This is a genomic window from Streptomyces sp. NPDC092296 (genome assembly GCF_044755465.1).
In the GTDB taxonomy this organism is placed as follows: domain Bacteria; phylum Actinomycetota; class Actinomycetes; order Streptomycetales; family Streptomycetaceae; genus Peterkaempfera.
This window is the reverse complement of record NZ_JBIVRB010000001.1, coordinates 540,844-560,738: the sequence shown is the minus strand read 5'-3', so window position 1 is coordinate 560,738 and position 19,895 is coordinate 540,844. Positions and strand designations below refer to the sequence as shown.

Annotated in this window: 15 protein-coding genes and 1 tRNA gene; 7 read left to right on the top strand and 9 right to left on the bottom strand. The window is 69.1% G+C overall.

Annotated elements, in window-relative coordinates:
* Nucleotides 1-394 precede the first annotated feature (394 nt).
* Both ACIQGZ_RS02610 and ACIQGZ_RS02605 read left to right on the top strand, forming a co-directional pair.
* The gene (locus ACIQGZ_RS02610; protein WP_402598868.1) at nt 395-1,183 is read left to right on the top strand and encodes a GntR family transcriptional regulator; all 789 of its coding nucleotides are present in this window, start codon (nt 395-397) and stop codon (nt 1,181-1,183) included.
* A gap of 2 nt (nt 1,184-1,185) precedes the next feature.
* Nucleotides 1,186-1,944 carry a glycosyltransferase family 2 protein gene (locus ACIQGZ_RS02605; protein WP_402598867.1) on the top strand — a complete coding sequence of 253 codons (759 nt, stop codon included), beginning with the start codon at nt 1,186-1,188 and terminating at the stop codon, nt 1,942-1,944.
* A gap of 47 nt (nt 1,945-1,991) precedes the next feature.
* On the opposite strand, the gene ACIQGZ_RS02600 is transcribed toward ACIQGZ_RS02605, so the two are convergent.
* The 3 genes from ACIQGZ_RS02600 to ACIQGZ_RS02590 form a co-directional block, all read right to left on the bottom strand.
* Complete coding sequence (locus ACIQGZ_RS02600) at nt 1,992-2,561, bottom strand: hypothetical protein (RefSeq protein WP_402598865.1); 570 nt, start codon at nt 2,559-2,561, stop codon at nt 1,992-1,994.
* A gap of 258 nt (nt 2,562-2,819) precedes the next feature.
* On the bottom strand, nt 2,820-4,001 hold the full coding sequence (locus tag ACIQGZ_RS02595; protein WP_402598864.1) for a helix-turn-helix domain-containing protein: 1,182 nt from the start codon (nt 3,999-4,001) through the stop codon (nt 2,820-2,822).
* Nucleotides 3,961-4,581 carry a hypothetical protein gene (locus tag ACIQGZ_RS02590; RefSeq protein WP_402598862.1) on the bottom strand — a complete coding sequence of 207 codons (621 nt, stop codon included), beginning with the start codon at nt 4,579-4,581 and terminating at the stop codon, nt 3,961-3,963. The genes ACIQGZ_RS02595 and ACIQGZ_RS02590 overlap by 41 nt, the downstream gene beginning before the upstream one ends.
* Before the next feature lie 336 nt (nt 4,582-4,917).
* Between ACIQGZ_RS02590 and ACIQGZ_RS02585 the strand changes: the two genes are divergently transcribed.
* Nucleotides 4,918-5,016, top strand: a tRNA-OTHER gene (locus ACIQGZ_RS02585).
* A gap of 219 nt (nt 5,017-5,235) precedes the next feature.
* The gene (locus tag ACIQGZ_RS02580; RefSeq protein WP_402598861.1) at nt 5,236-5,493 is read left to right on the top strand and encodes a hypothetical protein; all 258 of its coding nucleotides are present in this window, start codon (nt 5,236-5,238) and stop codon (nt 5,491-5,493) included.
* Between the two features lie 310 nt (nt 5,494-5,803).
* Here the strand turns inward: ACIQGZ_RS02580 and ACIQGZ_RS02575 are convergent, their stop codons facing one another.
* Nucleotides 5,804-7,453 (bottom strand): ricin-type beta-trefoil lectin domain protein, encoded by a 1,650-nt coding sequence (locus ACIQGZ_RS02575; protein ID WP_402598859.1) that lies wholly within the window; start codon nt 7,451-7,453, stop codon nt 5,804-5,806.
* 473 nt (nt 7,454-7,926) lie between these two features.
* Nucleotides 7,927-8,409 (bottom strand): nuclear transport factor 2 family protein, encoded by a 483-nt coding sequence (locus ACIQGZ_RS02570; protein WP_402598858.1) that lies wholly within the window; start codon nt 8,407-8,409, stop codon nt 7,927-7,929.
* A gap of 105 nt (nt 8,410-8,514) precedes the next feature.
* Between ACIQGZ_RS02570 and ACIQGZ_RS02565 the strand changes: the two genes are divergently transcribed.
* A complete protein-coding gene (locus tag ACIQGZ_RS02565; protein ID WP_402598856.1) occupies nt 8,515-9,381 on the top strand; it encodes a LysR family transcriptional regulator in 867 nt (288 codons plus the stop codon).
* 798 nt (nt 9,382-10,179) lie between these two features.
* On the opposite strand, the gene ACIQGZ_RS02560 is transcribed toward ACIQGZ_RS02565, so the two are convergent.
* The gene (locus ACIQGZ_RS02560) at nt 10,180-11,352 is read right to left on the bottom strand and encodes a helix-turn-helix domain-containing protein (RefSeq protein WP_402598854.1); all 1,173 of its coding nucleotides are present in this window, start codon (nt 11,350-11,352) and stop codon (nt 10,180-10,182) included.
* A 169-nt stretch (nt 11,353-11,521) separates the two neighbouring features.
* Here ACIQGZ_RS02560 and ACIQGZ_RS02555 point away from each other — a divergent pair, with 169 nt between their 5' ends.
* A complete protein-coding gene (locus ACIQGZ_RS02555) occupies nt 11,522-12,280 on the top strand; it encodes a DUF4232 domain-containing protein (protein WP_402598853.1) in 759 nt (252 codons plus the stop codon).
* A gap of 195 nt (nt 12,281-12,475) precedes the next feature.
* Here ACIQGZ_RS02555 and ACIQGZ_RS02550 read toward each other — a convergent pair whose 3' ends face one another.
* From ACIQGZ_RS02550 to ACIQGZ_RS02540, 3 genes are all read right to left on the bottom strand, one after another.
* The gene (locus ACIQGZ_RS02550) at nt 12,476-16,036 is read right to left on the bottom strand and encodes a choice-of-anchor D domain-containing protein (protein WP_402598852.1); all 3,561 of its coding nucleotides are present in this window, start codon (nt 16,034-16,036) and stop codon (nt 12,476-12,478) included.
* 244 nt (nt 16,037-16,280) lie between these two features.
* Nucleotides 16,281-16,505, bottom strand: coding sequence for a hypothetical protein (locus tag ACIQGZ_RS02545; RefSeq protein WP_402598850.1), 225 nt, complete (start codon nt 16,503-16,505; stop codon nt 16,281-16,283).
* A gap of 134 nt (nt 16,506-16,639) precedes the next feature.
* A complete protein-coding gene (locus ACIQGZ_RS02540) occupies nt 16,640-17,740 on the bottom strand; it encodes a hypothetical protein (protein WP_402598849.1) in 1,101 nt (366 codons plus the stop codon).
* 260 nt (nt 17,741-18,000) lie between these two features.
* On the opposite strand from ACIQGZ_RS02540, the gene ACIQGZ_RS02535 reads away from it, so the two are divergent.
* Entirely contained in the window at nt 18,001-19,890 is a 1,890-nt protein-coding gene (locus tag ACIQGZ_RS02535; protein ID WP_402598848.1) for an NAD-binding lipoprotein, read from the top strand.
* Nucleotides 19,891-19,895: the final 5 nt, after the last annotated feature.

Sequence of the window (19,895 nt, the reverse complement as noted above, 5' to 3'; positions counted from 1 at the left end):
AGATCGGGTGCGTCATCGTCACTGCTCTGACGCCAGCAGGGCGACGCGCAAGCGGGTGGCGCCCCCGAAAGGGCGTTCTCCAGAGCCGATGCGCCGAAGTGGTCGCCGACGAACATCACCCGGTCGCCACGGGGACGGGGTAGACCCGTCACTAAGCACACTGTTCAGTTCTCAACCAGCAGGCGCTTCCTTCGGGGGGCTGTCACCCCACCCCTCCAGGCGCTGACGTGCGGGAACAAGACTTAGAAGGGAGTAGTTCAACTCCACAAGAGGTCATGTCCTCAGCTCCTCATTAGGAGCTTGAGATGACTATGGAGGCTCAACAGCGCTCGCGTCAACACCTAATGAGGACTTAGGCTCAAGTCGCTCAACTCAGAAGGCGGTGTGGTGGCATATGGCCAAGTACGAGCGGATCGCGGATGATCTGCGCATAAAGATCCGCAAGGGCGAGCTACGGCCGGGCGAGCAGCTGCCGGCAGAGACCCCGGACCTCACCACTCAGTACAAGGTCAGCCTGCCGACGGTCCGCCAGGCGCTCAGAGTCCTGGTGGCGGAGGGCTTGGTGGAGAAGGAGCACGGCCGTGGCAACTTCGTCCGCAGGCAGCGGCGAACTGTCATGCGGAGCAATGACCGGCACCAGTGGGAGAAGGACCGCGCGCGCCTACCCCACGACACGCGCAAGGAGACCGGCGCTACAGAGCACGACACCGGATTGACCGTGTCGGACTTGGTGTTCAGCGCGGAGTACCGGAAGACGGAGGCCAACGAGGATCTGGCCGCCGTCTTCGAGGTGCCGGTGGGGACGCCCCTGCTGGAGCGGATCTACCGGACCCGGTACCGCGAGGAAGACGCCCCGTTCAACCTCGCGCACTCCTATCTGCGGTACGACCTGGTCGCGGCCAACCCCGAACTGCTCGAAGCAGATAACGAGCCCTGGCCAGGCGGTACGCAAAGCCAACTGCACTCCATCGGCATCGAACTGGACCGGATCGTTGAGCACGTAACGGCCCGGCCGCCGACCGCCGAAGAAGCGGAGGAGCTGGGTATCAAGGAAGGCGTTGCCGTGCTCGTGCTTCGGAAGACTTGCCTCGACACCGATGGGCGGGCGGTGGAGGTGTCGGATGTCCGGCTTCCCGGCGACCGCACCCAGATGGTCTTCACCACCCCGCTGGACAGGTGGTGACCATGGCCAACGTCGTCTCGGTCATCACCGCCGTACACGCGCCGGCCGCTGAACACCTGCCGGAGGCGTACAAGTCCTTGGTTGAACAGCGGCTGCCGGAAGGGTGGGACTGGCAGTGGGTCGTACAGGAAGACGGCGAGACCGACGTCGTAGCGCCGTTCCTGCCCGACGATTCCCGGATCAGTTTCGACCAAGGACGCCCCGGCCGGGCCGGCGTTGCCCGGACCATGGCCCTTGCACGTGCCACGGGGCAGTTCGTGAAGGTGCTCGATGCCGACGACATGCTGACCCCAGGTTGCCTGGCACGAGATGTCACGGCGTTGCTGGAACACCCCGATGTGTACTGGACTACGTCCAGGGTGCTGGATCTCCTGCCGGACGGCTCCACCGTGGGATTCGACCAGGACCCGCCGAACGGGTTCATCGAACGCGGCGCCGTCCTTGACCACTGGAAGACCCACGACTACCGGGCCCAGGTCCACCCGGCAACACTTTGCGTCCAGCGGGACCTACTGCTGGCGCTGGGCGGCTGGATGGCCCTGCCCGCGTCGGAGGACACCGGGCTCCTCATGGCCCTGAGTGCGGTCAGCCGTGGATGGTTCATCGCGGAGACCGGACTCCTGTACCGCAAGTGGCCAGGGCAGGTCACCAGCCAGGCATCCCACGCGAATGAAGGCGAGCGAGCCGCACGCATGGCCGTTGTCGAGGCCCGCGCTCAGGCTCTCGCGGCGCTTGAGGGATGGCGAGTCGGTACCGCTTGACGAATCCCGGGGCGGCCCTTCTGGCATGGTGCCGGCGGGGCCGCTCCTCAGTCGGCCTCGGGGGTCTCTTCGACGCGGGCGGTTGGCAGGATCAGCCCACGGGATGTGTGTTCCTCGCCCGCAAATCCACCAGTCACCCCCAGGTCGGCGCGGGCCTGCTGGTGGAAGCGATTGATGGCCGCGAAGACATCCGTGTGCAGCGCACGCCACCCTTCGAGCGACCCTTCGACCGCGCCACGGGCCCGCCAGTCGATCGCAAGAGCAGCCTTGTTCACCGCGTGCGCCGCCTCGATGACCTGGTCCCCCGCGAGCATCATCACCCGCTCGAACGCCAGCGCCCGGCGCCCCTCAGCTTCGGCCAGCTCCAACACCAACTCATGCTCGCTCCGCTCGATGGTGCGGATACCCTCTCTCACCTCGAAGAGCAACACCGCCGCGTAGATGCAGCGCCGCACCCTCCCGACGTACTCGGCGTACGCATCAAGCTTCTTCTCGTCCCAGCGCATCAGGAGCGTCTGCCGATGCTTCGTCCGCTCCATCAGGTGGTTCGTGACATACGTTGTCACCGCACCTAAGACCACCGCAGCGATGGTCACCAACTGACTGACCGCGTCCACACCCGCCCCCTCAACCCCGCAGAATCATAGGGGTGCCGTGCGGCGATCAACCATGATCCGGCGCAACCCACGAGCGGCGAGCACAGGCACGATAACGCCGGTGCCCAATATCCAGCTCGCGACGCGTAGCGAGCGGACCAAAACGCTAGAAAAAGAATAACCCTTGTCGCAGCCCATATGAACAAGGAAGATCAGACCCACCATGGCGTGTGCAGGCAGGCAGGGCTCGCGCAAGTTGACTTGCGCAAGCCCTGCCTGTCAGAGGGCTTCACGCCGAGGGGGTTGCGGGCGGCGCGCCCTAAAACTAATGACATTATCCAATTTGGGAGGAGCAGGGTTGGCCGCGACATCAGGCGCCAACGAACGCATCAGAACGGGATGCAGGCCAAGATCATCAGATGCTTGGATCAGCGGCGGAGGCTCCCCGTACCGACGAGCCATCATAGCGCGCATCAATGAGGGTTGCTCTGCGTGAACGATGACGGGTTCATTGATTCTCCAACCCCTTGCACTGATCTGCCTATAGAGGCTGCTTTCTCTTTCTGTGTCGATCACTTCCGTCGCTCGCGCCCGCTTGATCAGCGCCTGCATAGAAATTCCCCACCGTCGCTTGAGCATGGCAAGGTCTCTCAGCGTAAAGCCTCCACGGAACGCCTCATGAGCCCGATCCCGTGGCATGAGGAAGGCGCCGGCGAAGCGATGCGCTTCTAGTTCAGCCTGCGCCGGAGTGAGTTTGGCGCGCCTAGCCGGGTGCAGAACCAGGTGGCCGAGCTCGTGGGCAGTGGTGAAGCGTTGCCGATCTCCGCTCCCTGCTGAGAAGTAACTGACCAAAGAGGGTTCACTTTGCCCGCGCCAACAGGACACCCCTGAGTGTCCAACGACGATCTCCTCCCCCTGCCCGTCTGAGTCGACTAGTACCAAGGGGACAACAGGGATGCCAGCGCGCTCACACGCCCGGATGACGTGCCCGATCGCCCCATCACGGCCAATGCCAAGTGCATCACGCGTCTCAGCTGCAAAGGTCTCGATGTCCTCATCATCGATATCTCCCTCTGCGCGGGGAAGCTGAACGCGCTTCACCCTGGTCTCAGACAGAAGGCGGGCAGCAACGCGGTAAGCCTCGCGCACTGTGGCCTCAACCCGGTCGACCTCCTTAACGGACACGCTCGCCTTCTTCCTGAAAAGGAGCGTGTCCGTAGGAAGGTCCGTGGGATCGACGTCGAAGAAGGACAACGGGGTGCCTGTTGCCGCCGCGATCCGTTCAAGAACGTCGCTGGTGACTGCTCGGTGCCCCTTTTGCATCTGCGAGATCAGCGGCTGCGAGACCCCCGCTGCGGCGGCAAGCTCCTCCTGGGTGAGGCCCATGAGGAGCCTCAGCGTTCGGATGCGCTCCGCTGGATCACGCCCCACTGCCTTCACCCTCTTCGCGGATGTCTTCATCGAACTCGAAGGGCAGAGCGATCCCGGCGTCGTCGGGGATGAACTCCCAACCTTCGAACGCTTCGGACTCACGAGGCAGCTCGAAGTCGAGGTCGAACTTCGGCGTCCGACCAGGCTTCCAGTCCCCGATAGGTCGCACGATACGCACGGAGATCTGCCCTCCCTCTTGCGCCGGGGAGAGCCAGACTGCGAGGAGGTTGCTGGACTGCACGCCGAAGAGGTCGACCGCCGGGTTCGAGTAGTAGCTGATGCGCGCCTTGTTACGGCCCGGCGGAGGAACCATGTCGAAGGGCGCGGCATGGAGCACGCGGATGGTCAGCATCTCGTTGCGCAGGAGGATGCGACCGCTGGCGCTCTTGGCAAGCATCCAGCCTTCGAGGTCTTCCTGCTGCTCCAAGTGCCGACGAGCGTGGTCCCGGGTGAGGTCGGTACGGCCTTTGGTGTAGCCGTTGCCGACCATCCCATGGTCGTCGTAGTGGCGGTGGGCGTTGGTGAAGCCTTGATCCAATCCACCATACAAGGGGAGCGCGAGTCCCTCAACAGCGGAGGTGATGAAGGCGGCATCGTCAGGTGTGAGCACAGGCGTTATTTTATAACCGAGCTTTTCACACATGCAACGGCCGGGACGCGTGTCTCCGCAGGCAGTGGCTCCCCTTGGTCCTACCGGAGCGACTGTGATATCGGTCTGCGGATGTGCAACAAGCGTGGCCTCAAGCCGCACCGCCCCACAGGGGCCATCCAGCAGGCCAACCGTGCGGAGCGCCGAGCCTGAGCGCGCGCCGCCACTGACGCTCCTGCCCCGAGCGGGCGACAGGGCGCGCAGGGGATCGCCTTGGCCGCAGCGCACAGTCTCATCTGTAGTCTCATCCGCCGTAGTTCGCGGCAGTTCAGGTGAACATGCCACGGCAGTCTGACCGGCGGATTGAACTGGGCCGAACTGCCACGGATCGGGTCACGCAGACTTGGAAAGCGTGTTGGGGGCAACCCCTCACGAGTTCGAATCTCGTATCCTCCGCACCCGCCCACCTGGGCAAATGAAGGCCCGGACAAGCCATGCTGTCCGGGCCTTCGTCGTCTCCTGGTTGCAGTTTTGGTTGCAGTTGCGCCCGAGACCACTCGGGCCTCAGCCGTCCAAATGCCGCCGACGAACGCTCCTCCCGCCACCGGGTGGAGCGGGCCAACCACGCACGCGGAAATCGGCTCCCTGCGCGGTGGCCTTGTGGAAGGCTGCGGTGTGGACTTGGACGAGCTGTTGAACGTCATGGACCGGGCTGCCGCAAATCTGACGAAGCTCGAGAGCATCTGGGATCGAGCGGCCTCGCTCCTGCCGACTGGGCCCTCACGCGGCTCAGACCCGGAGTACGACGACCTGTGCCGGGCCTGGACTGATCTGTTGACTGGCCTGCTGGCGATCGACGGCTGGACCATCACCGAGGAGCTCCCAGACGCCGACGAGCGAGTAGTCGAGGCGTGGGCTGCGCACAGACCCTGACCGCCGCCAGGAGGTACGACGCACCCGGAGCCACGGCGTCGAAGGCGGAGGCGCGGCGGAGATGACGCGAGCCGGCCAAGGGAGCAGAGCTGGTTGCTCCCTTGGCCGGGCGGGTTGCTGGAGTAGTCGGCCAAGGGTGTGTGGAGACCGCGCCGGGCCAGGAGATGACCGAGCGGCCCCGCCTGGGCCCGATCGGTTCGGAAGGTGGTTTACGGTGACGGTCGCGGGCCGGCGGGCTCGGTGGGGGCGGACGGGCGGTCCGGGTCGAGCAGGTGCCGCTCGCTGCCGGTGGCCGGGATTCTCCTCGCTCTCATGCCAGGGCGAACTTCTGGGCGCCGGAGCCGTTGCAGTCCCAGATCTGCAGCCGGGTGCCGTTCGCGGTGGCACCCGACGGCGAGTCGATGCACCGGCCTGTGGTCGGGTTGGACATCGAGCCATCGGCGTTGGCGACCCAGTTCTGGTAACCCCCGCCGTTGCAGGTGGCCAGCTGGAGCTTTGTGCCGGCCGCGTTGACGCCGCCGGCGATGTCCAGGCACCTGCCTAGCGTGCGCAGGGTCTGGCCGCTCCAGGTCCACTTCTGGTCGAGCGAGGTCGCCTGCTGGCAGTCCCACAGCTGGACCGCGGTGCCGTCGCCGCCGGTGTCGTCACCCGCCACGTCCACACACTTGCCACCCGGGCCGTAGATCGGGGTGCCGATGGCGAACTGCTGGGCGCCGGAGCCGTTGCAGTCCCAGATCTGCAGCCGGGTGCCGTTCGCGGTGGCACCCGACGGCGAGTCGATGCACCGGCCGCTGGTCGGGTTCCGCAGCGAGCCGTCGCTCTGCCGCACCCATGCCTGGTAGCCGCCGCTGTTGCACGTGGCGAGCTGCAACTTCGTACCCGCAGCGCTGTTGCCGCCGGCGATGTCCAGGCACCTGCCGAGGGTCTGCAGGGTCTGGCCGCTCCAGGTCCAGTGCTGGTCCTTGGCCGCCGACTGGCAGTCCCACAGCTGGACCGCGGTGCCGTCGCCGCCGGTGTCGTCACCCGCCACGTCCACACACTTGCCACCCGGGCCGGTGATCGTCTGGCCGGTCACCGAGCCACCGCCGCCGCCCCCGGAGCCGGGCGCCTTGTTGTAGACGGCCACCGAGTCGATGACCAGCTTGCCGCCGGAGACCGTGGCCGCGTTCGGGCCACCGCCGAAGGCGTCCGGGAAACCGCCGCCGATCGCCAGGTCGTAGATGATGAAGAACGGGTGATCGATCGCGTCGGACCAGGTTGTCGCGTCCACCTGGTTGGCGTTGACGGTGAAGAAGTTGTTTCCGTCGAGGTAGAACCGGATTTGCTCCGGCGACACCGAGCGGTCGATCTCCGCCGCGTAGTCGTGGAAGCCGGTCTGACAGCCCGGACAGGCGCGCTCACCCGAGCCGATGCCGGTCGACTCGTTGCACGGCCCACCCGGGCTCACACCGCAGTGGACGGTGCTGAAGTCGGAGCTGCGGCCGTTGATGTCCTCCATGATGTCGACCTCGCCGGACTTCGGCCAGGTCACACCGTCACGCAGCGGTGCGCCGAGCATCCAGAACGCCGGCCAGTAGCCCGCCCCGTTGGCGGTGGTGACGTTGGGCTGCTGGAGGACGGACTCGATGCGTACCACCCCGCCCGCCGGGGCGCCGAAGGTCGCCGCCTGGGTCTCCACGCGCCCGGACGTCCATCCGCTCCGCGGGTCAGAACCGGAGTGCTGGGCCTGGAGCACCAGGTGACCCTGGCCGTCGTAGTAGACATTCGACGTGCTGTTGGTCATGGTCTCGATCTCACCGGTGCCGAAACTGCTGCCCGGCCCGGTGTCGTACTTCCACAGGCTCTGGTCGATGCCGGTGCCGGACGCACCGTTGAAGTCGTCGCTCCAGGTGAGCGTGAAGCCCGACGGCGCCGGGGGCACTGCCGCCTCGGCGTTCGGCGTCACGACGACGGTGGCCACCACCGTGACCATGACGACCGGAACCAGGGTGAGCGCTCTCTTCCACCCGCCGCGCCGCAGCCTTGCAAAATTCAAGCGCATATGTCTGACCTCCGGGGAAAAGGCATGATTTCGCGTGTCTGCTACGCCGCCGCTGGCGGGCTTCCACAAGGCGCACGATGCTGACGGACGTCAGGCCGCCTCGCAGGACGGGCACCTAAGGGTGTCATGTACACAGCTTCTCGATCGGTCCAAGGTTCGACAAGACGGCTGGCGCGTTCACCCTCTCGGAGCACCACTGATTCCGGCATACCCGCCGTGCCGGTGGCTGACGCTGGTGCGGACGTGGCTCGACGACGCCGGCGATGTCCCACCCCGGGTTGACGGCAGCAGCTCGGCTGCGGACGAGGACGGAGGCGACATGGACTTGGGCAGCTCAACCAGGTCGAATACCTCCGGGGCCGCCGTACCGCTGGTAGCCGATCGCCGTCCTCTCACGCCCCCGGGAAGGCCATGGGCTGGTCCAGGAGGATCGTGTGGTGGACGATGCGCCAGGCGCCGTCAACCCGACGCAGTCGGGGCTGGTAGTAGCCCGACTCGATCGGAGTGATCGTGCCCTGCGCGCCGAACGCCCCCACGGGCCAGTCGTCGGCCGGACGCTCGTCGCCCCGGATGCTGAAGACGACGAACTGGGCGTCAAGTGCCGCCTCGTCACCGTCGACCTCGATGATGTGGTCCTGGGTCGTGTGGTGACTCCACCCGCGCGGCGGGTGCGGCGCCATCATCCCGGCGACGGCGTTGCCGATGGCCTCGGCTCCGGTGATCTCGGCGAGCTTCTCCCGGGTACCGCCGTTGCTGTAGTGGATCTCGACAACGGCGTCCGCCACGAACAGCGCGGACATCGCCGCGCCGTCGCGATGGTCGGCCGCTCGCACGTACCGGGCCAGCACCTGGGCCACTGCGCGCTCGTCGTCCATCTTTCTCTCCTCTGACTTCCTGCCGGTCTGGGAACGAGTCCAGCGTGCCGCTCGACAGGCGGAGAGAGCGATGCCGACTTCCCCGCAGATCATTACCCTGAAGGTATGGATCGTCTTGAGGTTCGGCAGCTCGAATACTTCATCGCGGTCGCCGAGGAGCTGCACTTCAGCCGCGCCGCCGAACGACTGGGCATCGCACCCCCGCCGCTGTCCCGCGCCATCGCGCAGTTGGAGCGACGCCTCGGTGTCACCCTGTTCGAGCGGACCAGCCGACGCGTCGACCTCACACCGGCGGGCAAGGTCTTCCTGACCGACGCCCGCAAGGCATTGCAGGCGATCGACCGCGCTGCCCAGCGAGCGATCCATGCCGCGAACGGCGCCTTGCGCATCGCCGTCGCCCCGGGCATGGGCTCGGGGCTGCTGCGTGACCTCCACCGCCGCTACGAGACACGCCACGGCCACGACACCTTGCGGCTGGTCTTCACGCGTGATCAGGCCGCAGCCGTACGAGCCGGGCAAGCCGACGTCGCCCTGCTCTGTGCGACCGAGGACCTCCGCGACCTGGAGAGCAGCGATGTCGCCCAGGAGTATCCGGTGGCCCTCCTACCCGCGAACCATCCCCTGGCCGAGCGGCCCGACATCTCCCTCGCCCGCCTGCGCAGCGATCCCGCCTACGTGCCCGAGCCCCCCGTGACCAGCCTGGACGAGCTCATCGATCGCGTCGCACTCGGCAGACTCGTGGTCGTCGTGGGCCACAGCGTCACTGACCGCCTCGGCTCTGCCGTCGTAGGGGTCCCGGTCACCGGCCTGCCCCCGACCGACCTGCTGCTCGCGTGGTCGGCGGAATCGCGCGACCGCCGGATCGCGAGCCTCCTCGATCTCGCCCACCGCCCGATGCGGTCGGTGCAGGCGCCGGTACCGAGGACGGTCAAGGCCCCGGCTGCTCCCGCTGCGACGGCTGCGGCCGGCTGACCCGGTGGCGTCGTCCGCACGGCGGTGGCCGGCTTCGGGGCGCCCGTGGCTCTCTCGGAGTCCGCCGCTGCCCGGGTGGGCGAGGTCAGCGGTCCGGAAGTACTTTCGAGCCGCTGACAACCCCCCGTGCACCCACTTCCCACCGCGCACCACTGCGGTGCCGGGCGGAGGCGGCCTGTGATCCGGGCGCCGGACGAACGGGCCGTCTCCGACGTCGGCAGTGCCGGAGGCGTCTCCGTGGCGCTGGGCACCGCAGCCGTGGTGGCGGCGGTGGCGGTCGGCGGATACGGGGTGCCGCACCGACGCCGGAGGGCCGGCGCTCGGCGCCGGCTGCGGAACCGTCGCTCTGGTATCCCTCGCCGGCGCTGCCGCGGTCGATTGTCCCGGCGTCGGTCGGCACGGTCGACGCGTCGCAGCGGTCGTCGCGGCCGGGACCGTACCTCCGGTTGACCGACAGGACCGGCATCGTGAGCGATCTGTAGGTCTCGGTCGCGCGGTCCGCCGCCGACCCGTCACCGCTCCCGTCGGAGCCGGCGGAGTGCCGGGACGGCTCCGGACAGGTGCTCACCTTCCCGTGGGGCGGTCAACTCTCCAAGTGCTCGCCCGCCGAGACGAAGTCCAGGGACAGCGTGCTGGAGTACTACGGCTGGTACGCAGGTGCGCTCCCCCGCCGACGCCGCCGCCGCGCGCGCCCAAGGCCGGGCCGGTGACCGTTGTGCGTGGCCCGTCGGTCGGCCGGGGAGGCAGGGGAGTTCGGCGTCAGCCTCACCGTCGGGGGATCTGGCGGGGCCGCGCCGCTCAGCTCTCCGGGGGCGCTGGGGACCAGGTGGTGCCGTCGAAGAAGTAGCTGGGGTCGCCCTTCAGGCCGGCCGTGCGGAAGGGCTTGCCGTGGTCGCCGATACGGAGGGTGCCCTGGCGGTCGCCGCAGCTCCAGACGAGCTTCAGGTACCAGCTGACGTCGTGGTCCGCCGTGTGGGCGTCCACATCGATGACCTGCGAGTCGCTGGCGGAGACCTGGAAGGGGAAGTCGGAGATGGCGGGTGTCTCGTTGTTTCCCACGTAGCCGGCCACGGGCCGTGCGCGGGGTACGGCCGTATCGAGGTCGATGGCGAACGACGCCGGATCGAGCCCGGCGCCGCAACCGGATGCGGGGGTGTACCCCGTCCCCTTCGGGGCCGGGCGGCTGCTGACGACCTCCACGTACAGGGCGTGCAGCACCACCGGCTGACCGGGCACGCCCTGCGCGGTCAGCTCCAGCCGCAGATCCCCGGCGGGTATCCCACCGAGGGCGGCCGCCCAGGCGTTCGTCTCCTGCAACGACGGGGGCGGCGGGACCTTCGCCGGCGGCTGGGGGAGCAGGAACCACTGGCCGCACTGGGTGTCCCAGTTGTTCGACAGCACGGTCACCTGGACGGGTGGCGGGGCGCTCTCCGGGGTCCGCACGGCCGGGGTCGGGACGGGGGCGGCGGCGTGCGGGTCGTCGGAGCCGCTTCCGGTGCGCAGTACCAGCGGAAGCGCGGCGCCGACCAGGGCGAGGGCTCCCAGTACGACCACGGTCCGGCGCAGGCGACGGGCGGGCCGCCTGCCGCCGGCCTCGGGCAGCGGCGAGAGCGGCGCCGGGACTTCGGCCGCCGGCGACTGCGCCGCCGGGACATCCGGCTCCGTTGCGGCGGACGCTCCCGCAGAGGCATCAGCCGGAGTGCCTGACGCCCGGCTCGACTCCCGGCGCTTCGCGGCGTCGGCCAGCAGCCAGCGCCTGTGCAGTGCCACCAACTCCTCCGGAGTCGCGCCGCACTGCCGGGCGAACCGCTCCACCGGCGCGTAGTCACCGGGGACCGCCGCGCCGTTGCAGTAGCGGTGCAGCGTGGAGGTGCTGACATGCAGCCGGGCGGCGAGCACACCGTAGCTGCGCCCCGACCGCTCCTTGAGTTCACGCAGCTCGCGTGCGAACTCCTCGATGTACGTGGTCATCCCACCCTCCCCCTCGTCCCGGGCCGACGTTCCGGGAGAGGCCATCATCCCAGGTCAGGGTGGCTGCAATCATTCCAGCGTCCCCACCTGTGGCGAGACGGTGGCATCCGGGACCAGGCGTGGCACAGGGTTGCGGCATCCCAATCGATCACAGCGAAGGCTGACCACCATGTCCGTGAAGTCCGTCCTGTCGTCCACCGCCGTCCTCGTGCTCGGCGCCCTCGCCCTCACCGGGTGCCAGTCCGGCTCGACCACTGCGGTGGGTGGATCGGCGCCTTCGCAGCAGACCCCCGTCACGCCGGCCGTCTCCCGCAGTGCGGCGCCCGTCTCCGCACCGTCCGCCCCGGTCACCGCACCGTCCGCCACGGTGTCGGCGGTCCGGAGCAGTTCGAGCGGCAACAGTTCGGGTGGCAACAGTTCGGGTGGCAGCCGAGCGGGCGGCAACGCCGACAGCGACAGCTACGCCTACACGCACCCGTGCTCCAACCGGCAGCTGTCGGTGCACGTCGCCCGCCGGGACTCGGCGCCCACCCAGCGGGTGATCGAAGTTCGCAATGTCGGTGCGCAGTCCTGCGGCCTGAGCTACTACCCGCTGATCGACCTGGACGACTCGCACGCTGCGGACGGCAGCCAGGCGGTCAAGCCGCTGATCCCCAGCGGTCTCGGGGGCGCCCCCGCCTACCCGGTGTACGCCGGGCAGACCGCCTACGCGGTCGTCGACCTCGATCCCAGCGGCGCGACCACCGGCACCGTCAAGGGAATCGACGAGCTGAACGTCCTGGCCGACGGGAACCACATGCCCGACGCCGACACCCTCAACTTCCCCCTCGGCTCCGGTGCTCTCGTACTCAAGCCGAAGCTGGGCCTGTACCAGAGCACCGTCGTGGACGCGGTCGCCGCCATGCGCGCCGCCGACACGCAGTCCTGACCTCAGGGCCACCCACCCGGACCGGCGGCGTTCCTGCCCGGATCGCGGAGCAGGCGGCGGGTGGCGCGGTGGCGCTGCCGGTCGAGCGGGTCAGGGTGGGCCGCGTCGGCGGCACCGCCCTGCTGGGACGGGGGGAGCCCCGGGCGCGGGGCGGCCGGGGCTCCCGTCATGGCGCCGTCGGCGGCGCCGGTTGGGTCAGGTGTTCCAGACCTGGAGCTCGGAGAGCTGCCCGGCCGACCAGCCGGTGTTCGCCGTGACGTTCACCCGGATGTACCGCTGGGTGGTGGCGGGGAAGGTGATGGTCACCGTGTTGCCGGTGGCCGGGTCGAAGGTGTACGTGGCTGACGACTTGAGCGTGCTGAAGGCGCTGCCGTCCGTGCTGCCCTGGATCGACAGCGTCTGGTTGCGGGCGCCCCACGTGGCGGGGAGCTGGAGGACGACGCGGCCGACGCTCTGCCCGGAACCGAGGTCGACCTGCACCCACTGGGGGAAGGCGTTGTTGGCGCTCTCCCAGTAGGTGCTCTGGTTGCCGTCCGTCACGTTCGACGAGGGGTACACGTCGGTGTGGCTGGATTCGCTGGTGGCCTTGCCCGCCGCCAGGTTGGTGCTCACCGTGCCGGCGCCGGTACCGGTCAGCGCGACCGTGGTCGGGCTGTTGGACGCGTTGCTGCTGATGGTGAGGGTGCCGGTCCGGGTGCCGGCCGCGGTCGGGGTGAACTTGACGCCGACCGTGCAGGAGGCGCCCGCCGCGATCGAGGTCCCGCAGGTGTTGGTCTGCGAGAAGTCACCCGAGGTGGCGATGGAGGAGATGGCGGCGGCCGCCGTACCGGTGTTGGTCACCGTGACCGTCTGCGCGCCGCTCGTGGTGTTGAGGGCCTGGCCGGCGAAGGTCAACGCCGACGGGCCCGCCGACAGCGTCGCCGCCGTGCTGGAGCCGCCGCCGCTGGGGAAGACCTCGAAGTCCGACAGCTGGCCGGCGCTCCACCCCGTGTTGGCGGTGATGTTCACCCGCAGGTACCTCGCGGTGGCGGCGTTGAAGGGGATGGCTACCGTGTTCTGGTTGGCGTTGGGGTCGAAGGTGTAGCCGGCGGAGCCCACGAGCGTGGCGAAGTTCGAGCCGTCCGTGGAGCCCTGCACCGACAGGGTCTGCGTGCGGGTGGCCCAGGCCGTCGCCGGCGGGAGCTTGAGCACGACCTTGCCGACGCTGTAGCTCTGGCCGAGGTCGACCTGCGCCCACTGCGGGAAGGAGCCGTTGGCGCTCTCCCAGTACGTCGACGCGTCGCCGTCGGTGAGGTTCGCCGGGACGTACGGGCTGCTGCTGGAGCTTGCCGACGCGGGCCGGCCGGCCGCGATGTCGGTGCTGCTGTCGATGCCGCTGCCGGTCAGCGCGACCGTGGTCGGGCTGTTGTTGGCGTCACTGGTGACGGTCAGGGTGCCGGTACGGGAGCCGCCGGCGGTGGGCTTGAACGCCACACTCACCGCACAGGACCCGCCGACCGGGATGGCGGAGCAGTTGTCGGTCTGGCTGAAGTCGCCGGTCACCGCCACCTTTGACACGGTCGCGGAGGTGGTGCCCGAGTTGGTCACCGTGACGGTCTGCGCGGCGGCCGACGAGCCGACCACCGTACCGGCGAAGGACAGGGCCGCCGGGGAGGTGTTCAGTACCGGGCCCGGTGCGGTGCCGCTGCCGGAGAGGCTGACCGTGTTGGTGATTCCGCCTGCGGTGACGGTCAGGCTGCCACTGCGGGCGCCGGTCGCGGTCGGCTTGAAGGTCACGCCGACCGTGCAGGAGCCGTGCGCCGCGATCGAGGAGCCACAGGTGTTCGTCTGCGTGAAGTCGCCGCTGGTGGTGATGGCGGAGACAGTCGCAGCCGAGGCCGTCGGGTTGGCGACCGTCACGGTCTGCGCTGCGCTGGTCGCGCCGGTCGCCACCGAGCCGAAGTTCAGCGCGCCGGGGGTGGCCGTGACGCCTTCGGCGGGGTAGGGCGGGTAGACCGGGGTCGGGAAGCCTCCGCAGACCGGCGTGCCGCCGATGCCGGAGTTGCCGCCGCCGTCGGTGACCACGAAGTTGCCGCCCTCGCAGCTGTACACCGCTGCCGGCCCGTTGACGCCGGTCGCCGTGACATTGGTGAACTTGGCCGCGCCGCCGGTCTGCTCCTGGAGAGCGAAGGTCCCGGTACCGGCGATGGTCACATTGGTGAGGTTGACCCCGCTGACGGTGCCCTCCACCCACTGGATCGCCTCGTACGGACTCTGCTCGATCAGCGCGTTGCTCACATTGATCGGTCCGGTGATCGCGCCCTGACTGCCGTCGAACCAGAGTGCGCCGACGCCGAACTGCCAGTTCGGGTCGAGGCTGCCGTCGCGGATCATGGTGTTGTCGGACACCGTGGTCGTACCGACGGGCGTCGAGGTGAAGCGCTGCCCCACATGGATGCCGCCGCCCTGAGCCAAACCGGTGTCCTGCACCAGGTTGCCGCTGACGGTGTTGTCGTGGCCGCCGTAGATGGCGATGCCGTTGGCCAGGATCTGCAGTTCCACGGTGTTGTCGGAGATCGTGTCATTGGCGTCGGCGCCGAGGGCGGAGTCGGCCCAGGTGGCGATGCCGTCGTCACCGGTGTTGCGGATGTCGCTGTCGGTGACCGTGGAGTTGGTGACGCCGCCGTGGAAGTTGACGCCGTCGGCGGTGGTGTCGCGGATGCGCAACCCGCTGAAGGTCAGCTTGTCCATCGGCCCGTCCATCCAGGCGCCGACCTTCTCGTGGTCGATCCACAGGTTGGACACTGACGAGTTGCTCATCGCGCCGCCGATGCCGTTGACCTGGGCGCTGTCGTTGCGTTCCTGCACATTGCCGAAGATGGCGAAGTCCCGCAGGTGCACCCCGGTGCTCGGCGACGGCGCGGAGTTGCCGTAGAAGCCGGGGGCGGTGCCGGTGACGGTCGAGTACCACATGCCGGCGCCGGCGATCGTCACATTGTTGACGGCGATGTGGCCGGGGACATTGAAGGTGCCCGGCGGTATCCACACCGTGCCGCCGGCGCCGGCCGCGCTGATCGCGGCGTTGAACGCGCTGGTCGAGTCGCTGACGCCGCTCGCGTCCGCGCCCTTGCCGGTCACCGACACCGAGCCTGCGGGCTGGGTCTGCGCCGGTCCCACCTGCTCGAAGTCGGCGAAGTCGATGGTGTACGAGGAGGCGGTATCCCCCGGGTCGACCTGGAGCTTGAAGGTCGTACCGGCCGGATAGGTCGTGTCGAACAGCCGGTGGACCTCGTCGTAGAAGTGGTGCGGGTTGCCGCCCGGCGAGTTGGTGAACGGGTAGCTGCCGTAGTACCAGCTGTAGGCGTTGGTCAGGGTGAAGTCGGGCTGCTTGATGTCGTTGACGTACAGCGACAGCGGTGCGGTGTACACCGACCCGCCCGAGGAGTCCGGGATGCTGTAGCGGAAGTCGATCGAGTTGGTCGCCACCGGTGTGGTGAAGGTGACGTACTTGCCGGACCCCTGGAGCGTCACGGCCTTGCGGTACGACGCCTCATCGGCCAGCTGGCCCTGGGTGTAGCTCGGGCCGATGACCGTCCCGTTGGTGGCGGAGTTCTCCGCCTGCACCTCGACGTACGGCAGGCTCGCGCCGCTGCCGCCGGTGGCGGTGGCAGCCCACGCCGGCTGGGCCGCCGAGGCGACGATCCCGGCTGCGGCCAGCAGCGCGGTGGTGCCTCCCAGGGCGATCGCCCGCCCCGGATTTCGCATGAACTGGAACACGTTCTGCTCCTCTCGACACGGAACGCCCGACCTGGGCCGCTCGGATCGCCGTCAGCCGGCGGGGAGAGGTCGGGGCAGGTGGAGCCGACGCGGAAAAGGGCACGTCCAGACGCCTCGTCGGCTCCGCGAGAGACCGGTGGGCGAGGTGGTTCTCAGACCTGTGCAGGCAGTGCGAGACGGTGACGGCGCAAGGGGAACCGTAATCTCGCGGATACAGCACCGCAATATCCTTACGTAACTTTGCCTAATCTGTACTGTCTCCTGCAAAGCACTGATGATCTCCAGTCGGCAGTTCGGTCCGACCGGTGGCCCGGCGCTTCCGTAGGTAGCGGACGACGGCATAGCCGAGCAGGGCGAGGGTGATGGCCTGGAGGGCCCACCAGGCGTAGAGCAGGGGGCTCCGCTCGGTGGCCTGCGGTGGTGGTGGCGAGGCGGCCAGGGCGGCGAGGGCGAAGGGGAGATCAGCCATGGGCCCACTCTGCGGCGCCGGTCGCGGTGCTCACATTGGCCGAAGGTACGGTTCGCGCGCGACGGCTCGTACTTTCGGCCGGTTCGCTCCGGGCTCCGGGCCCCGGGGGGCACGGAGCTCACACGGGCCTGGGGTCAGCGGGGGTGACGGCGGGTGATGTGGCCGTGGGCGTCGGCTTCGAGGGATGCCGTGCCGTGGGAGTCGGTCACGGTGACCCGGATGACCAGGGCCTTGGTCCTGGCGGCGTGGCTGAAGGTGATGCTCCAGGACTCGGGGTGGTCGATGCCCAGTTTGGTGCGGGCCTCGTGGAGCAGGCCGGGCAGCCGGTCGTACGGGAGCGATCCCAGGTCGAGCAGGGGGTTGGTGAGCTTGGGGTCGGGGGTGCCGCCCCGGATCGTCATGCCGTGCGGGTCGATGGTGAGTTCGGCGGCGCTGTCATTGCCCGCCGTGGCCAGCAGCGTTTCGGCGATGAGGTGCATCTGGCTGTTGGTCAGCATCGACTCACCGGACCCCGGGAGGGTCACGGTCCAGGAGGAACTGGTCGTGGTCGTCGTGGTCGTGGTGGCGGAGCTGGTCGGGGCGGGCTGCGCCGGGCCGTCGTCCTTGAACAGCTCCGCGCGCAGCGGCAGGATGACGATCGCCGCACCGATCAGCAGCGCCACCAGGCAGACCAGGCAGAACGAACCAGCCGGTACGGGATCGGTCACCAGGGCGGATTGCGGCGCGGAGTCCACCGCCCCCTCGGCCGCCCGCTGCGCCCACTCCGGCGTCGGGCTGCTGATGATCCGGACGCACCACGGCGCCTCGGGCTGGTACTCGACCACCAGCAGACCGCCCACCGGGTAGTCGGGGAGGTCGACCAGGTTGACGCTGATGCTGACCCGGACCCGGTACGCCGGCCGGTCCTCCGGCGCGACCGTCAGCATGAACTCGACCGGCACGTCGGCCATCTCGCCCGAGGTGGCACGCCGACTCTCGATCCGCGCCAGTGCCGTCCGGACCTCACGGGTCGCCTGCTTCGACCGGCCACGGATTTCCACGCCGACCATGAGCGCGACGAGGAGTACGACCGCGCCGATGCCCGCGCCGAGCAGCGGCATCCTCCCGATGACCGCTCCGACGACGATGGCCGCCACCGCAGCACCGAACGGGCCGCTGAACAGGAACCCCCGGAGGAGGACCCATGTCGCAGCGGGCTCGGCTGCCGACGTGTTCCCCGGCTGGGTGTTGGCCATGGCGGCAATGGTGTCGCATGGAACCGGACGCCGTAAGGCGCTTGAGCAAACAACCTCTCTACCCTGCCTCACCCATTGGGGTGAAGCTGCCGGTCGGCCATTCGGTGCAGCGCGCGGCCGCGCTAGCGTGAAGCCGTATCGACCCCTCCCCCGCCGTGCCCGCCGGCCACGGCGGGGGCCGGGTCGGTCGGCGGTGTCCACCCGTGGCTTCTCGGAGCGGAGGCCACGGCCCTGGGCCGGGGGGCTGGGGGGAGCTCGGCATGGCAGAGCGTACGGCGGCCGCCCGGCTGCGCGCGCGGTACTGGTTCGACAACCTGGTGGCCCGGGGCACGGCCACCCTCATCGGGCTGCTGACCCTGGCCTGCCTGGTGGTCGTGGTCCCGGCCAGCTTCGGCCTGGTCTGGTCCGACCGCAGGACACCCGCCACCCTGTCCGGCCGGCTCGCGGCGGTCTGGGAGAGCGTCGGGGAGACCCTGCGGCTCCGGGGCGCGATCGGCACACCGCCGTACGTGGTGCTGTCGGTGCTGCTCGCCCTGGTCGCGCTGTTCTTCGTCTCCACCCTGGTCAGCCTGATCACCAGCGGGATCAACGAGAAGATCATGGCGCTGCGGCTGGGCCACTCCACCGTGCTCGAAGAACGGCACACCGTGCTGCTGGGCTGGTCCGACCAGGTCTTCCCGGTCGTCTCCGAGCTGGTGGCGGCCAACGCCAACCAGCGCCGGGCCGTCGTCGCCATCCTCTCCCCGAAGGGCAAGGCGGAGATGGAGGACGAGGTGAACACCAAGGTCGGCCGTACGGGCACCACCCGGGTCATCTGCCGCAACGGCTCGATCACCGACCCGGCGGTCCTGGCCCGGGTCAGCCCGCAGACCGCCGACGCGGTGCTGGTCCTGTCGCACGGCGACGACGGTGACGACGCCCTGGCGGTCAAGACGCTGCTCGCCCTGAACGCGGCCGTGCCCGAGCGCGGCCGGACGGTGGTGGTGGCCGCCGTACGCGATGCCCGGCACCACATGGCCGCGTCGCTGGCCGCCGGGCCGGGCGGCCGGGTGCTCAGCATTGACGACATCACCGCCCGGCTGATCGTGCAGACCTCCCGCCAGCCCGGTCTGTCCCGGGTCTACCAGGAGCTGCTGGACTTCGACGGCGACGAGTTCTACATGGTCGCCGAGCCGGCGCTCATCGGCCGCAGCTTCGGTGAGGCGCTGCTGTCGTACGCCACCTCGTCGGTGGTCGGGCTGCTGCGTCCCGGCGGGGCGGTCGATCTCAACCCGCCGTCGGCCGCCGTCATCGGCGCCGATGACCGGATCGTCGTCGTCACCCGGGACGACGACACCGCGATCCTGGCGGACCAGCCACCGTCGGTCGACGAGACCGCGATCACCTCGGCCGGGCCGCGCGCGCCGTCCGCCGAGCGGTTGCTGCTCCTGGGCTGGAACCGCCGGGCGCCGATGATCGTCGACCAGCTCGACCGGTATGTGGACCCCGGCTCCGGTCTGGACGTGGTGGCGCACGGCGATCCGGACATACTCGGCGCCGCCGCAGCGGCCCGGACGGCGGCGCAGCGGCTGGACGTCGCCTTCCACAGCGGTGACATCGCGGAGCCGCAGACCCTGGGCCACCTGGACATACCGTCGTACGACGGGGTGATCGTCCTCGGCTACGACCGGTCCGGGGACAGCACCGACCCCGACGACCAGACGCTGATCACGCTGCTGCACCTGCGGGCCTTGGAGGCGGCCACCGGGCGGGAGCTGTCCGTCGTCACCGAGCTGTCCGACGACCGCAACCGGCTGCTGGCGCCGGTCGGTGAGGGCACCGACTTCATCGTCAGCGGCAGGCTGATCAGCCTGCTGATGACCCAGATCTCGCAGAACCGGCAGCTGGCCGACCTGTTCGACCAGCTGTTCACCGCCGAGGGCGACGGCATCCACCTCCGGCCCGCCACGGACTATGTGCTGCCCGGCCGGGAGATCAGCTACGCCACGGTGGTGGAGTCGGCCCGCCGGCAGCGTCAGTGCGCCATCGGCTACCGCCTGCACGCGGATGCGGCCATCGGCCCGTACTACGGCGTACGGATCAACCCGGACAAGCGGGGGACGGTGTGCTTCGGCGCCGGAGACCGGGTGATCGTGCTCGCAGCGGACTGACCCGG